Source organism: Pseudomonas fragariae (ex Marin et al. 2024), from assembly GCF_059621105.1.
In genome coordinates this window covers 2,485,982-2,498,657 of record NZ_CM184369.1, presented here as the reverse complement: position 1 = coordinate 2,498,657, position 12,676 = coordinate 2,485,982, and the positions used below count along the sequence as shown (strand labels likewise).

The window sequence follows — 12,676 nt, the reverse complement described above, 5'->3', positions numbered from 1 at the left end:
GGGCAAACGAGCTGCAGCGTGCATGTTGTAGGGACCTGTGATCCACGGCGAACAGATACAGATGTTGATTGACGCCCTGGGGAGGAAGCTCACCGCCAACCTACGAAAACGACCGGTTAGCCCTGCAATCAACAGCGGGCAACTGACCAACATCGCTAACGCAGCAAGCCGCGACCGACGCCAGTAGCGGGTCGCGGTGCACATCATCACCAAAGCACCTGGCTTGCCGGGTGCTTTGGGATGACAACCACCGAGTAAAACGTAATGGACACCACCATCGTATGTGGGGCATGGAGAGGCCACCTCGGCCGTGGTCTTGCGCCGCGAGAGTTGCAGTATTTGTTGTCAGCCGCCCAAGGCTGCACAGCCAAGGAAATCGCCCGCACGTTCGGCATCGCGCCGGGCACCGTGGTCAAACGGCTGTCGGTCGCTATGTTCAAGCTGGGCGTGAATCGCCAGACAGCGATGATCGCCGAGGCCATGCGCCGGCAGATCATTTCCCCGCTCTGCATGTTGTTCATGTCGGTGATCGTTCTGCACGCAGTGCTGGGCGATGAATCGATGAGGCGCGAGCGCAGAGCCCCCGAGTCACGCCGGGGCGGGTACGAACAGAAGATCAGCCGTAAGGGCTCGGACAAGATTCGGCCAGTGGCAGCGATCTGCTGAGCAGCAAATTAAAGGGCTGGCCTTGGCGACAGAGCCAGACTGGAAATCAACCGGAGGAACCGCAATGACAGAGGCCCAATTAGCCGCGTTCAACGAACTGGCGGCAGCAGCGAAACAAGAAGACGAGGCACAGCGAGCCTACGAGGAAGCAAGCACCGCTCTTGAGCTGGCGCTTACTACCCTTGGCGGGGCGCGAGTAGAAAGGTCAAAAGCTCAAGAAAAACTTCTGCAGTCGGCTCGCTCCACGAATGAGAGCGAGGCTCGGCATTAAAGCCGGACTCAACCATTTGGTTCTGGCCACAACCGGAACCGACGTCAGCTTGACGCAAACTGCCCGAACCCTGTCATAGCGCCAGGCTGCATCGGAGTGTGATCTGTTTGCCCTGCAATGGACGGCCCCGTGATGGGAACCGGAGCGGCGGAATGTGGGAGGCGAAAGCCAGTAAGCCGGGCAGCCCAGACCGGACGACAGATCACACCCCGATGCGGATGAGTACACACCGCGAAAGCGGCCCCCTGCACCCCCGGACAGATTGCGCAACCATAACCGGGTCAACAAAAAAGGTAAGGGTCCAAATGTTGTATGACCCAAGCGGGGATCGTACCCCGGAGCGGTAGAACGTCAGTTGTTATTGCGAAAACTGCTGCTGAAAACTCTACAAAAAACATGGCGCGAGCCAAAACGAAAGGTGGTGGCTTTGGTGGTAGCTGAACGTCCTTTACGTCAGGAAACCACTCGCGAGCAAGCTGCGTACAGCTGCCAGTCGGAATGAAAGAACGGCCCGATCGCCTCCAATGAGGCTGCATCGGAATGTCGGCGGGACATGAAAAAAGCGTCTCCAGAGCAATCAGATTGTGGCGAAGCCCGGACGTCGATTGCAAAAAATGGTGCGGCCCGACATTCCAATGCAGCTTCAAGCCTGTAGTACCCCCTCCCCTAAATCAAACGTCCGCATCGGCAGGTGCCAGGCCAGTCTCACGGCTGGGTTTAGTCACCCGTGCCTGGCATCTGGCCAATGCGGTCAAGGAGCCTCATATGCATCAGACAATCAGCCAGCGTCGTGCAATCTACGAAGGCCTGCGCCAACGCTGCACCCTTTCCACTGCCGAGTTTTACGACAAGGTCGGCCGCAAGAACCCGGCAGCTCTGCCGCGTTTCACGGTCGTGCCAAACGGCAATAACGAGTTCGGCATCGTCGAGCGCTCGACCGGCAATGTACGTGGCGTGCATCGAGGCCACTGCGCGGCGTGCAAAATCGCTGAGCAACTGGAAGCCCAGCCTGCACGTCAGCGGTCGTTCGCCACTCACATGCTGCGCTGGACTGCTGCCATCGCCACCGGCCTGGCACTGTTCGCCCTGTACGGTGCCAGCTGATGATCAGTCCAGAGCTGAGCACGATTCAGCGCAACAAAGAGCGGTCCGCCATCCTCGAGGCTGAGGTGGCTGCGTTCCTCAAGCGCGGCGGCGTGATCGGGACGCTCAAAGGCTTCCCGGTCAGGCCGGAGCCGAAGCCATACGGCCGCATGATCGCGCCAAGTGCTCCCCAGCCCGCACCACGACGCCGCACAAAGGAAGCTATGCGCGCCGCCGCCCCTCAAAACGCCATCCAAGACCGCTGCCACGCTCGCTCTGAACAGGTTGAAGTCGTCCGCAAGCTGGCCGAGACGATGACGATCACCGATGTCATGCGCGAAACCAGCCTGAGCATCTACAGGCTTCGGAAAATGGCCCGCGTGCATGGCTTCGAATACAAAGCGTTCAGCCCGGCTTCGAACCTCATTCCTTATCAACACGATCCGGTGGCTGACGCATTGAACGTGGTCCGGATCAAAGCCGCACGCGATCGCGGCATATCGCAGAAGGCAGCTGTCAGAGAGCTCGGACTGAGCAACACGATGATCAATCGGCTGATTCGTGACTTCAACATCGACTACCCGCTGCAAGGGCCAAGCCCGAAATGAAGCGTCCGCCAAAGACCCAGGCGCAGCACTCAAAGGACTATCGGGACCGCAAGAAAGCCGAAGCGGAAAGGCTCGGGATTGAGAAGGTAACCATCAGCTTGGCGTTTGGCGTGAAGGCCGGCATGTCAGCGGCGATGAAGCGCAACGGAATCAACAGCCCGCAGGAAGCTTGGCAGAACCTGGGGCTGTACTTCATGCGCGCCAGCGCTGCCGAGCAGGATCGAATGCTTGGAACTGACGCGTCATATAAACAGAATTCAACGAAATCGTCATAGCCATCGCCGGACACGTAGGTCATCAATCAGCGTAAGCGCGAGGCAATGTATTCAAGGTACTTCACCGCCTCAGACTTCTGGTCTGGCCCGAGAGGACCGTCACGTCCTAACAGCGTAATTTCGGCCTTTTTTATCAGAGATTCTTTTGGCGCCCCTGAAGTGCTGTTCAAAACAGCGATCAATAAGTGTTCCAGTGCATCCGTTTGCGCCTGATTGCTCATTTCTAAAGCTCCACGACCCGGCCCTATGCCGGTCATCATCTATAGCTCACCCCCAACCAATTTGCCACCACCGGACACGGAGGGCGGCGCATGCATGGAGAAACGCCATGAGCCAGTTCTACCTGCAGGACAGCCGAAGCTACGTTGGCGACGGCCTGACGTTCTGGGCGCTGGGCGGCGGTTATACGACCAACCTGGACAAAGCCGAGCTGTTCACCGCAGAGCAGGCAACCAGGCACCGCGACACCGATATCCCGTGGCCAAAATCCTATATCGACGAGCGCGCGCATCTGGGCGTCGATCATCAGTACATCAGCAAGACCGACCCGGCAGCGCAGCCGACTGAGGGATGCCAGTGCGTTTTGCAGATCCAGCAGCAATGGAACGGCAACGACATTTTCTTTGCCAAGTGGCCCATCGGCGGCACTGACCGGCTTGAGCGCGCGCACAGGCTGACCCTGGAAGCGGCCACCGCTATCGGCGACGATGAGCTGATCATCTGGCCGCTGGATTACATCGTCGCGCGCGCCAGGCGTTTGGTGCATCGGCAAGATGTGGACCTTAAACAAGCTCTGCGCGGCACCGGTATCACGCCACCCAAGCCGCGCCGCATCCGCAAACAGGTATTCAACTGCCAAGGCTGCGGGCGATTCATTGCGGTCGCTGATTGCTACTTGGCCGATTGCCAAAACTGCGGCACGGACAACCACCCTTAACACCCACCCTCACCTATTGCGCTAAACGCCTCGGCAGGCGCATGCCTGGAATTCGATATGAGCCAGCTCCACCAGATACTGGTAGGCGACTGCATCGACATGATGCGCACGCTGCCAGATGAAAGCGTGCATACGTGCGTGACCAGCCCGCCCTACTACGGTCTGCGTGACTATGGCGTAGACGGCCAGATCGGCCTTGAGGAAACCCCTGCCGAGTTCATCGCTCGATTGGTCGACGTGTTTCGGGAAGTCCGCCGGGTGCTGCGCGCTGACGGCACGATCTGGGTGAACATGGGCGACAGCTATGCCACTGGCGGGCGTGGCGGGGGCGGAAGCTACATGGCAGAGCGTGGTGACGCAGCCTGGAAGGGAAAAGGTAGCGCAACGGGCTGGCGATCAGCACCCGCTGGCTTTAAACACAAGGACTTGATGGGCATGCCCTGGCGTCTTGCCTTCGCGCTGCAAGACGACGGCTGGTATCTCCGGCAGGACATCATCTGGCACAAGCCAAACCCTATGCCGGAGTCGACGCGCGACCGCTGCACCAAAGCTCACGAATACCTGTTCCTGCTGAGCAAGTCGCCTCGCTATTACTACGACCAGAATGCGATCAAGGAACCTGTAGCACTCAGCTCGATCGTGCGAATGGCTCAGGATCTCGAGCAACAACATGGCAGTGATCGGGTGCCGGGCAAGTCGAACGGGCCAATGAAGGCAGTGCGCAGCAGGCGGGACAGCTTCAAGCGGGAAGACTCGAAGCGCGAGCAGGTGATTCCAGGCCAGACAGTCGGAACTCATCGACCTGATCGAACTGACAGCGACTACCCGCTGGATATGCGGAACAAGCGCAGCGTGTGGACGGTTCCAACACAGGGATTCAAGGGCGCCCACTTCGCCACCTTCCCGCCCGACCTGATCAGGCCCTGCATCCTGGCCGGGGCACCGCGCGGTGGTGTGGTGCTGGACCCATTCGGCGGTGCCGGCACCACGTCACTGGTTTCGATGCAGGAAGGTCGCCGGTCAATCATCTGTGAACTGAACCCAGAGTACGCGGCCCTGGCACGCGCCCGGATCGACGCGGCCTGGCTGGATGGCGCTGCGCAGATGGACGTATTTCGCGACTCGGTACCGGCCGCTTAAGCCGGAATCCCCTTCTCACTTCAACGACTCACGCCACCCCGGCGAGGAATCCCCATGTCTCCCTACAAAATGTCCGGGACGACGGTTGTCAGCTTTTCCGGTGGCCGGTCCAGCGCCTACATGCTGCGCCAGGTGCTGGACGCCAACGATGATCTGGACGATCTGATCGTCACGTTCGCCAACACCGGCAAGGAACACCCCGCCACCCTCGACTTTGTGAACGAGTGCGCGCGGCGCTGGCAGGTGCCCATTGTCTGGCTGGAGTACCGCGATGATGATCGAGGCTTCGCCATCGTTACCTACGAAACCGCCAGCAGGTACGGCGAGCCGTTCGAAGCGCTGATCAGGAAACGCAGCTACCTGCCGAATCCGGTCACACGGTTCTGCACCATTGACCTCAAAATCAGGGTGATCCACAAGTACCTGCGGATGGTTGGATGCTCCACAGAGGAAACACCGGTCGACATGATGACCGGCATCCGAGCTGATGAACCGCGCCGGGTCGCCAAGATACGGCATCGCAAGACCACGACAGAGAGCAAACACGCCACGATGGTGATGCCGCTGGCAGATGCAGGCGTCGGCGTGCAGCAGATCGGAGAGTTCTGGAAGGTGCAGCCGTTTGATCTGGAACTACCGACGATCAATGGCCGCACTCTGGAGGGCAACTGCGACCTGTGCTTTCTCAAAGGTGCAAAGCAGGTCTACTCGATCATAGCCAGCGACCGGAGCAAGGCAGACTGGTGGGCTCGGATGGAACGCACCGCCACCCAGAGCAGCGCCGCCACAACAGACGGTGCGCTGTTCCGCTTCGACCGGCCGAGCTATCAGCAGATGCTCGACTACTCCGACACCCAGTTCGACATGTTCGCGGATCACGACGAAGCCATAGCGTGCTTCTGCGGTGACTAACTTGGCTCACAGGTCTTGATAAATAGAACCCGGGAGGGTCTCTCCTACCCGGGGCGACACTTACAGGCCTAAGAATGCAGCTTTTAGCAGCATGATCAGCGCTGTCAGGTCTAGCCTGATAACGATCTCGATTTGCATGAGAACCTCCGAATGACGAGACAAGGTATGGGTTCGAACATGACGTGATCACGTTCGGCCCGCGACGTTGATCTAGTACATACGATCATCGGTCCACCATGCAGATACGACCAGCACGGATGACTTTAGCTCTGTCTATAGGGAGCGCCAGGGTGCACGCACTCTACTCTCACGCACTAGCCCAGTAAAGCAACAGCCCACCCACTTCAACGACTCACGCCACCCCGGCGAGGATGAACCATGCCTGATCATTTACCGCGCATCGTCTGCCAGTTCAGCTGCGGTGCTGCCTCGGCGGTGGCCACGAAACTGGCCCTGGCCGATTACGGCGCAACTCATGACGTGCAGACCCTCAACGCCTACCTTGACAGTCTTCTGACGGCTTTTTCTTAGCTACAGAGTGTTGATCAGAGGGTTCATAGATCTTAATAGTTTTCATATCAGAGCACGACAGGGCTATAAACTTTGAATCCGCTATACCCAACAGTACTCCAGCAGCCTTACCATCGGACCATACAAGTGGTGTTTTACTGAACAAATATTTTATGTCGGTAGCTTCGGAAGATGACGTCATAAAAGGAACGAATACGCATGAAAAACCCACGCCGATAATCAAATCTGACGCTACTGATGCAGCACTGTGTTTTTCTCTATACTTCTTTAGCCCCCAAGGTATAAAGCTTACGCCGCAGAACGCGTAAAAAACAAACTCCATTATAGAAAATACCGACGAGCTAGCAATGTCAGTTCCAAAATACTGTAAGACAGACGTCAGAGACAACTCAATAATGACACCTACAAGAGCAATAGCCAAAATCCCTAGATTATATGATTCAGCCTTAGGAAAGACATAAAACAAAGCGAGCGCTATTGCTGCGAGCGTTAAAGTCCAGGGAATCCCAACCCTAACTAAAGCTTCAGTTGCATACATCGACACCACCCAACCCGCATCGAATTGAATGAAGAAAAACAATTGATAAAAATATCCATATATAAACGAACACCCTATAAAAAGCCCAAACAGCCCTATGTACTTACTCAAGCTCTCGACCAATGGTTCGTAGGGTCGTAGTTCTAACTGACTGCTCATGACCTTCTTTTCCTCCATGACTTGAGCTTATATAAGACAATATATTTTTGAAAAAATCCAGGCATTTAGTGCGAGGACTATAAAGCACCATTCAACTGCCCAAACGTATTATCTAAAACTCACAGACTCACGCCACCCCGGCGAGGATGAACCATGTCCGAAAAACAGATCGATCCGAAAAAGCTTGAGCGGGCTATCCGCAAGATCAAGCATTGCCTGGCGCTTTCGCAAAGCTCGAACGAGAACGAAGCGGCTACAGCAATGCGCCAGGCGCAGGCGCTGATGCGTGAATACCACCTCAGCGAAACGGACGTAAAGGTCAGCGACGTTGGCGAGGCCGAATCCTCGATGTCGCGAGCTGCACGTCGCCCATTATGGGATCAACAACTGAGCGCCGTCGTGGCCAAGGTGTTCAACGTCAAGGCCCTGCGTTACACCCATTGGTGCGAGACCAAAAAGAATCGCGTCGAGCGTGCGAAGTTTGTGGGGGTGAGCCCTGCCCAGCACATCGCTCTCTACGCCTACGAAACTCTTCTTGCGAAGCTGACGCAGGCTCGGAACGCATATGTTTCCGGGGTGCGTGCCGGCAAGTACCGGAGCTGCTATTCCGCCCCCACTGCCGGCGATCACTTCGCCATAGCTTGGGTGTTCGCGGTTGAGAGCAAGTTGCAAGAGCTTGTGCCGCGTGGCGAAGACCCGACAACGCCAGAACACCAAAGCGCAGGACACGGGCTGGTGGCAGTAGAAGCCCAGCACCAAGCGCTGATCGATAGCTACCTCGCAGACAAGCAGATCGGCAAAGCCAGGAAGGCCAGAGAGGCAGAGCTCGACCTCAACGCCCAGATCGCCGGGATGCTCGCCGGTACAAAGGTCGACTTGCATGCAGGCTTGGCCAATGGCACCGAGCATGCACCAGCCCTTTCTGCCAGCGCCTGACCCAAGACTACCCATCACGCAATTCACGGCGCGCCTCGAAAGGCTGACGCCCATGCGGAGCCATAACATGAGCAACGAACTTCGCAAGCATCTAGAAAACTGCCGCAAACCGGTCGGCGAGTTCCAGCGTGAAGACCGCTACATCGTCATAAAACGCAGCGACCTGAAGAAGGTGCCGGCGTCTTATCGCAGCCACTTGGTTGATCCGATGTTCTCCTTGCTCGCACACCTGCCGAACCGTGAGTGCCTGGTCATAGAAAGCGACTGGCCCGAGTACGAGCCAGCATGGAAGGCTATCGAAGCACGTATGTCTGGCGCAGCCCCTCAACCGCCAGCGCTCGGCGGGGAGTTGGCAAGCCTGATGATTCGCGACCGTTGTGAGACTGTGCCAGCGTTCGGCACAGACGCTGTGCATTTGCGGGTAAGCGAGCTTGAAGCAATCTTGCAGGCCCACCTCGACCCGCTACAGGCCGAGCTTGAGCGGCTGAAAGACAACGTGCGCGAGGTTACGACTTACCGTGACAACGCAATCAAAAAGATCGAACGACTTCGCAATGAGCTAACCGGAACTGAAAAAGAGCGCGACCAGCTCAAGGCCGAGGCGGAGCAATTGTCCGAAACATCCATGTCTCAGGAATCAATGATTGAAAATCTGATGGCGCAGCGTTACGAGCTGGAAGAGCTGCTGCATGACGTATGGCCGTTTGATTTGGGCACGCCCTTGAAACGCAGAATAAGGGCTGCCCTCTCCAGGCCAGCCGAGAGTGAGCAGGCAAAACCTCGGGAGATTCCAAGCCGCACCATAAAGCTCTCTGGTTGCGAATTCACAGAAGACGATCTACTCAGGCGAGCGGTGCGCGCAGTTGGCGGCAGCCGACGCAACACTATGCCGCGCTGGGCACTGGTGCGTGATGCGTTCGGATGCGGCTCTGGCGTCGGCACTGCGCTGTGCCTGCGTTTCGGATATGACCCGGAAGAGATTCTGAAATCATGACCAACAGGCCAACCTGCTGGCGCGCAGCGGCCCAGGCAGTGCCGAAACAACCGAGTATCACCGCCGAAAAGCCGATACTTGAACTCATAAAGCGCTTCTCCAAGGGTTTGACAGGGCCTCACTTTTGCCCGGTGCGCCCGAACACCCCGCAGTAACCACCCCCTCTCAATCAATTCAATGTCAGCCGCATCTGCGGCAAGGACGAAGTCATGCCCGAACAAAAGATCGTGTTCATCCAGCCAGCGCCGGTCATTCGTGACGAAAACGGCTTCTTTGAACACCCTGATATGCCGGCCTTCGATGAGGGCGACGGCGAAAAATGCAAAGCGTGGGTCGCTGAGCAGGCTCTAGAGGTGCGCAAGGTCGAACTTGAATATGCAAGCGACCAAGCTGTGGCCGATCGCTACTTCGAAGCGGGCGCCCCTGATTGCAGCTACTGGGAGCCAGATCGCCCGAACGGCGAAGGCTGGTTCTGCCTGTCAATTCATGACACCGACGACGGCCCAGTCTGCTGGTGGGCACGGCGGCTGGTGACGCCATGAACCAGGCCAAGGAAAGACCGATCCTGTTCAGCGCGCCGATGGTGCGCGCCATCCTGGAAGGCCGGAAGACAGTCACGCGGCGCGAGGTGAAGAAGTCAGCCGCGCTGGATTGTCTGGCTGCCGGTTTCGAGCCTGCCTTTCTGGTACTGCCTGGCAACGCCGACCTATGTCCATACGGCAAGGGCGGCGACCGGCTATGGGTGCGAGAGACGTGGTCAGACGTGAATTTGCAGGGCGCACCAGGCATCGCGTATCGAGCAGACGGCGACGTGCGCGACTTGATGGAAGATGCCAGCTTCCTCGATGAGGACGGCGCATTCAACTACGACGATCCGCGCTCGAAGCCCTACCAATTTGCCTGCTGGTCAGAAGATTTGCTCGGCGGCAAAGAAGGCCGGTGGCGCCCGTCCATCCATATCCCGCGCTGGGCCAGCCGCATCCTGTTGGAGATAACCGACGTGCGGGTCGAGCGCTTGCAGCAGGGCGACGGCGAAACAGCGTTCGAAAGCCGCTACGTTGCCGAAGGTATTCACCGCATCCACCACGGTGACGGTGATTATTACTTTCACCCTTTCAAGAATGAACCGGGCCCAGGCAACTGGACCGATCCTTTCGACGCGTGGCGTGAGTTGTGGGTATCGATCAATGGCGCCGACAACTGGAACGCCAACCCGTGGGTCTGGGTCGTCGAGTTCAAGCGCGTTACACCGTGACCCTACCGCACCATGAAAATCAGCTCTCCCCTGTCAGTCATCGCCATCCCGTACTCGAGCCTGCCCAGGTACTGCTCGTGCATTGAGTAGACCCGGTCATCGATGATTCTGAAAATCATCGTGGTGCCTGACCAGATATTGCCGTCCACCGCCCGCTTGCCGAGCCTGGCATTGCGCGGGCCATAAACCTCATCCGCCGTTGTGGTGCATTCCATGACCTCTCCTTGGTGCCGTCCCAGCTCCTGCTGGCTGCGTGGACCATAGCAGTGAACAGCAAAACCCGCCTTAAAACTACTTCCGCCGCCAAGCGCGGCCCGGAGCAATATCATGAGCAAAGTTACCCTCGACGAGTGGGCGGCCGACCAGTTCCGGACGCCGCCCAGCCTGAACACGTTGCGCAAGTGGGCTCGCGAAGGCCGAATAGCGCCAGCCCCCGTTAAGCATGGCCGGAGCTACTATGTCGAAGCCGAGGCGCAATACAGCGAACCCGAAAAACCGATTGTCCGTATTACGGGCGGAAGCCTGATCAGCCGAATAGAGAGTGCACGTAATGGTTCCAAGGCCGCGTAACGCCGGGTCAAAAGACCTCCCTCCTAACTTGTATCGGAAGACCGACAAGCGTAACGGGCACACCTACTACACGTATCGTGACCCGGTGACCGGTCGAATGTTCGGCCTGGGCAAGGATAAGGCGGCAGCGATCATGGAGGCTGTCGCAGCCAATCATGCAGACGTGCTGAAGCCGACATTGACGCAACGGATCGCAGAGCCAGTAGCAGTGGATGACCGCACATTTGCTGACTGGCTGGACGAGTACGACCTGATCTACACAGAACGAGGCTTGAGCGCGCACACGGCCAGAAGCATCAAAAGCAGACTCAAGACCCTCAACAATGCTTTCGGCGGCAAAGGCATACGCAGTATTCGAACGATGGATATCGCGACGTTCCTCGCCACATTTTCCAAAGCCGGTAAAGCGCCCATGTCAAAAGCACTTCGGTCGCTGCTACGGGATGTCTTCACCGAAGCCATTGCAGCTGGCTGGTGTGACCTGAACCCAGTCGACGCGACAAAGGCGGCGCGGTCAAAAGTGAAACGTGGACGCCTAAGTCTCGAGCTTTGGAAGGCAGCTCATGCAGCGACTGACAGGCCCTGGCTGAAGCGGGCGATGGAACTTGCACTTCTCACAGGGCAGCGCAGAGACGACATCGGGTCGATGCTGTTCAAGGATGAGCACGACGGCTTCCTGCATGTCATCCAGTCGAAAACTGGCGCTCGGCTGCGGATCAGCACCAGCCTGAGACTTGAAGCAATAGACCTTGATCTATCAAGCGTAATCAAAGCGTGCAGAGACCGAGTCCTGTCCAAGCACCTGGTACATCACACAAGAACGGTCGCCGTCGCAAAAGCAGGCACCCCAGTAAAGCTGAACACTCTGACGCTTGCGTTCGCCGAAGCCAGGGACAAGGGTGCGGCAGCTCTTGGCATTGACTTAGGCGCGAACCCGCCCAGCTTCCATGAAATGCGATCGTTGGCCGCACGCCTTCATGCGTTAGAAGGCCGCGATCCTCAGAAGCTGCTGGGTCACCGCAACGCAGCGATGACTGAAATGTATAAGGATGGTCGCGGGTCGGAGTGGATTGACGTCGCGTGATTCGTTTTAGGGATCTATTGGGGGAGTTTTGGGGAGGATTTTACTCCCTTTAAAATCAATCAGTTACACCATCGTGGTGTTCCCGATTGCAACATGCCGATCATGAACGGCTACGACATGACCGCTGCTATCCGCGAACAGGAGCGCGCCTGCGAACGCCAACGCTGCCCTGTCTGGGGCTTCACGGCCAACGCGCAGCCTGACGAAATCGAGCGCTGCCGGGCGGCGGGCATGGACGATTGCCTGTTCAAACCCATCAGCCTCTCGATGCTCAGCGAACGGCTGACAGCCATTGCCCCGCTGGCGCCCGCACGTGCCCTGCCCTTCAGCCTCGACAGCGTCAGCAACCTGACCGGTGACCGTCCTGAAATGGTTGAACGCCTGCTCGCGCAACTGCTGCACAGCAACCACGAAGACCGGCTATTACTGGCCAGACTGATGCCGGAGAACAATCGCCAGAAAACCCGCGATCTGGCGCACAGGATCAAGGGCGCGGCACGGATCATCACAGCTTCAAGGGTGGTTGATGCCTGTGATGCGCTTGAACTGGCCTGCGAACCGGACACACCGGATGAGCAGTTCTACACCTGCCAGCAGACCGTCGAACTGGCCATGATCGAGCTTGAGGACGCGCTGATGCTGCAGCAGGCCAAGCCTGACTGAGCGTTAAAGACGGTATAGCGAGGGGGTGTACGAGGGGACGTGCGGGAACAGGCA

Annotated in this window: 18 protein-coding genes and 1 pseudogene; 16 read left to right on the top strand and 3 right to left on the bottom strand. The window is 57.8% G+C overall.

Annotated features, from left to right (window positions below; all coding sequences use genetic code 11):
• Nucleotides 1-264 precede the first annotated feature (264 nt).
• From AC54XV_RS10985 to AC54XV_RS10965, 5 genes are all read left to right on the top strand, one after another.
• Complete coding sequence (locus AC54XV_RS10985; protein WP_496718617.1) at nucleotides 265-666, top strand: response regulator transcription factor; 402 nt, start codon at nucleotides 265-267, stop codon at nucleotides 664-666.
• Between the two features lie 64 nt (nucleotides 667-730).
• Complete coding sequence (locus AC54XV_RS10980; protein ID WP_496718615.1) at nucleotides 731-937, top strand: hypothetical protein; 207 nt, start codon at nucleotides 731-733, stop codon at nucleotides 935-937.
• A 765-nt stretch (nucleotides 938-1,702) separates the two neighbouring features.
• Nucleotides 1,703-2,041, top strand: a complete 339-nt coding sequence (locus AC54XV_RS10975; RefSeq protein ID WP_496718613.1) for a hypothetical protein — start codon at nucleotides 1,703-1,705, stop codon at nucleotides 2,039-2,041.
• A complete protein-coding gene (locus AC54XV_RS10970) occupies nucleotides 2,041-2,628 on the top strand; it encodes a hypothetical protein (protein WP_496718611.1) in 588 nt (195 codons plus the stop codon). Before AC54XV_RS10975 ends, AC54XV_RS10970 begins: the two co-directional genes overlap by 1 nt.
• Nucleotides 2,625-2,903 carry a hypothetical protein gene (locus tag AC54XV_RS10965; RefSeq protein WP_496718609.1) on the top strand — a complete coding sequence of 93 codons (279 nt, stop codon included), beginning with the start codon at nucleotides 2,625-2,627 and terminating at the stop codon, nucleotides 2,901-2,903. The genes AC54XV_RS10970 and AC54XV_RS10965 overlap by 4 nt, the downstream gene beginning before the upstream one ends.
• A gap of 26 nt (nucleotides 2,904-2,929) precedes the next feature.
• Here the strand turns inward: AC54XV_RS10965 and AC54XV_RS10960 are convergent, their stop codons facing one another.
• Nucleotides 2,930-3,124 (bottom strand): hypothetical protein, encoded by a 195-nt coding sequence (locus tag AC54XV_RS10960; RefSeq protein WP_496718607.1) that lies wholly within the window; start codon nucleotides 3,122-3,124, stop codon nucleotides 2,930-2,932.
• Nucleotides 3,125-3,231: 107 nt separating this feature from the next.
• On the opposite strand from AC54XV_RS10960, the gene AC54XV_RS10955 reads away from it, so the two are divergent.
• The 4 genes from AC54XV_RS10955 to AC54XV_RS10940 all read left to right on the top strand — a co-directional run bounded on the left by AC54XV_RS10955 (nucleotide 3,232) and on the right by AC54XV_RS10940 (nucleotide 6,423).
• On the top strand, nucleotides 3,232-3,840 hold the full coding sequence (locus tag AC54XV_RS10955; RefSeq protein WP_496718605.1) for a hypothetical protein: 609 nt from the start codon (nucleotides 3,232-3,234) through the stop codon (nucleotides 3,838-3,840).
• Nucleotides 3,841-3,897: 57 nt separating this feature from the next.
• Nucleotides 3,898-4,980: a DNA-methyltransferase gene (locus tag AC54XV_RS10950; RefSeq protein ID WP_496718603.1), complete on the top strand. Its 1,083-nt coding sequence runs from the start codon at nucleotides 3,898-3,900 to the stop codon at nucleotides 4,978-4,980.
• Nucleotides 4,981-5,034: 54 nt separating this feature from the next.
• Complete coding sequence (locus AC54XV_RS10945) at nucleotides 5,035-5,892, top strand: phosphoadenosine phosphosulfate reductase domain-containing protein (RefSeq protein ID WP_496718601.1); 858 nt, start codon at nucleotides 5,035-5,037, stop codon at nucleotides 5,890-5,892.
• 378 nt (nucleotides 5,893-6,270) lie between these two features.
• Entirely contained in the window at nucleotides 6,271-6,423 is a 153-nt protein-coding gene (locus AC54XV_RS10940; RefSeq protein WP_496718599.1) for a hypothetical protein, read from the top strand.
• On the opposite strand, the gene AC54XV_RS10935 is transcribed toward AC54XV_RS10940, so the two are convergent.
• Nucleotides 6,383-7,120 carry a hypothetical protein gene (locus tag AC54XV_RS10935; RefSeq protein WP_496718598.1) on the bottom strand — a complete coding sequence of 246 codons (738 nt, stop codon included), beginning with the start codon at nucleotides 7,118-7,120 and terminating at the stop codon, nucleotides 6,383-6,385. The genes AC54XV_RS10940 and AC54XV_RS10935 overlap by 41 nt on opposite strands.
• A 153-nt stretch (nucleotides 7,121-7,273) precedes the next feature.
• Here AC54XV_RS10935 and AC54XV_RS10930 point away from each other — a divergent pair, with 153 nt between their 5' ends.
• The 4 genes from AC54XV_RS10930 (at nucleotide 7,274) to AC54XV_RS10915 (ending at nucleotide 10,305) form a co-directional block, all read left to right on the top strand.
• Nucleotides 7,274-8,056 carry a DUF2786 domain-containing protein gene (locus AC54XV_RS10930; RefSeq protein WP_496718596.1) on the top strand — a complete coding sequence of 261 codons (783 nt, stop codon included), beginning with the start codon at nucleotides 7,274-7,276 and terminating at the stop codon, nucleotides 8,054-8,056.
• A gap of 67 nt (nucleotides 8,057-8,123) precedes the next feature.
• Nucleotides 8,124-9,050, top strand: a complete 927-nt coding sequence (locus tag AC54XV_RS10925) for a hypothetical protein (protein WP_496718594.1) — start codon at nucleotides 8,124-8,126, stop codon at nucleotides 9,048-9,050.
• Between the two features lie 209 nt (nucleotides 9,051-9,259).
• Complete coding sequence (locus AC54XV_RS10920) at nucleotides 9,260-9,592, top strand: hypothetical protein (RefSeq protein ID WP_496718593.1); 333 nt, start codon at nucleotides 9,260-9,262, stop codon at nucleotides 9,590-9,592.
• Complete coding sequence (locus AC54XV_RS10915; protein WP_496718591.1) at nucleotides 9,589-10,305, top strand: hypothetical protein; 717 nt, start codon at nucleotides 9,589-9,591, stop codon at nucleotides 10,303-10,305. The genes AC54XV_RS10920 and AC54XV_RS10915 overlap by 4 nt, the downstream gene beginning before the upstream one ends.
• A gap of 2 nt (nucleotides 10,306-10,307) precedes the next feature.
• Here the strand turns inward: AC54XV_RS10915 and AC54XV_RS10910 are convergent, their stop codons facing one another.
• Nucleotides 10,308-10,520 (bottom strand): hypothetical protein, encoded by a 213-nt coding sequence (locus AC54XV_RS10910; protein ID WP_496718589.1) that lies wholly within the window; start codon nucleotides 10,518-10,520, stop codon nucleotides 10,308-10,310.
• 112 nt (nucleotides 10,521-10,632) lie between these two features.
• Between AC54XV_RS10910 and AC54XV_RS10905 the strand changes: the two genes are divergently transcribed.
• From AC54XV_RS10905 to AC54XV_RS10895, 3 genes and pseudogenes are all read left to right on the top strand, one after another.
• On the top strand, nucleotides 10,633-10,875 hold the full coding sequence (locus AC54XV_RS10905) for an excisionase (protein WP_002553062.1): 243 nt from the start codon (nucleotides 10,633-10,635) through the stop codon (nucleotides 10,873-10,875).
• Complete coding sequence (locus AC54XV_RS10900) at nucleotides 10,856-11,959, top strand: phage integrase Arm DNA-binding domain-containing protein (protein WP_496718587.1); 1,104 nt, start codon at nucleotides 10,856-10,858, stop codon at nucleotides 11,957-11,959. The genes AC54XV_RS10905 and AC54XV_RS10900 overlap by 20 nt, the downstream gene beginning before the upstream one ends.
• Before the next feature lie 78 nt (nucleotides 11,960-12,037).
• Nucleotides 12,038-12,622 (top strand): annotated as a pseudogene (locus AC54XV_RS10895) (response regulator); the annotation flags it as partial.
• Nucleotides 12,623-12,676: the final 54 nt, after the last annotated feature.

What these genes read in the sequence shown, in the direction of transcription:
- AC54XV_RS10910 (WP_496718589.1), bottom strand. Translation starts at nt 10,520, where the DNA reads ATGGAATGCACCACAACGGCGGATGAGGTTTATGGCCCGCGCAATGCC.
- AC54XV_RS10965 (WP_496718609.1), top strand. Translation starts at nt 2,625, where the DNA reads ATGAAGCGTCCGCCAAAGACCCAGGCGCAGCACTCAAAGGACTATCGG.
- AC54XV_RS10970 (WP_496718611.1), top strand. Translation starts at nt 2,041, where the DNA reads ATGATCAGTCCAGAGCTGAGCACGATTCAGCGCAACAAAGAGCGGTCC.
- AC54XV_RS10945 (WP_496718601.1), top strand. Translation starts at nt 5,035, where the DNA reads ATGTCTCCCTACAAAATGTCCGGGACGACGGTTGTCAGCTTTTCCGGT.
- AC54XV_RS10955 (WP_496718605.1), top strand. Translation starts at nt 3,232, where the DNA reads ATGAGCCAGTTCTACCTGCAGGACAGCCGAAGCTACGTTGGCGACGGC.
- AC54XV_RS10940 (WP_496718599.1), top strand. Translation starts at nt 6,271, where the DNA reads ATGCCTGATCATTTACCGCGCATCGTCTGCCAGTTCAGCTGCGGTGCT.
- AC54XV_RS10950 (WP_496718603.1), top strand. Translation starts at nt 3,898, where the DNA reads ATGAGCCAGCTCCACCAGATACTGGTAGGCGACTGCATCGACATGATG.
- AC54XV_RS10930 (WP_496718596.1), top strand. Translation starts at nt 7,274, where the DNA reads ATGTCCGAAAAACAGATCGATCCGAAAAAGCTTGAGCGGGCTATCCGC.
- AC54XV_RS10935 (WP_496718598.1), bottom strand. Translation starts at nt 7,120, where the DNA reads ATGAGCAGTCAGTTAGAACTACGACCCTACGAACCATTGGTCGAGAGC.
- AC54XV_RS10985 (WP_496718617.1), top strand. Translation starts at nt 265, where the DNA reads ATGGACACCACCATCGTATGTGGGGCATGGAGAGGCCACCTCGGCCGT.
- AC54XV_RS10980 (WP_496718615.1), top strand. Translation starts at nt 731, where the DNA reads ATGACAGAGGCCCAATTAGCCGCGTTCAACGAACTGGCGGCAGCAGCG.
- AC54XV_RS10925 (WP_496718594.1), top strand. Translation starts at nt 8,124, where the DNA reads ATGAGCAACGAACTTCGCAAGCATCTAGAAAACTGCCGCAAACCGGTC.
- AC54XV_RS10920 (WP_496718593.1), top strand. Translation starts at nt 9,260, where the DNA reads ATGCCCGAACAAAAGATCGTGTTCATCCAGCCAGCGCCGGTCATTCGT.
- AC54XV_RS10960 (WP_496718607.1), bottom strand. Translation starts at nt 3,124, where the DNA reads ATGAGCAATCAGGCGCAAACGGATGCACTGGAACACTTATTGATCGCT.
- AC54XV_RS10900 (WP_496718587.1), top strand. Translation starts at nt 10,856, where the DNA reads ATGGTTCCAAGGCCGCGTAACGCCGGGTCAAAAGACCTCCCTCCTAAC.
- AC54XV_RS10975 (WP_496718613.1), top strand. Translation starts at nt 1,703, where the DNA reads ATGCATCAGACAATCAGCCAGCGTCGTGCAATCTACGAAGGCCTGCGC.
- AC54XV_RS10905 (WP_002553062.1), top strand. Translation starts at nt 10,633, where the DNA reads ATGAGCAAAGTTACCCTCGACGAGTGGGCGGCCGACCAGTTCCGGACG.
- AC54XV_RS10915 (WP_496718591.1), top strand. Translation starts at nt 9,589, where the DNA reads ATGAACCAGGCCAAGGAAAGACCGATCCTGTTCAGCGCGCCGATGGTG.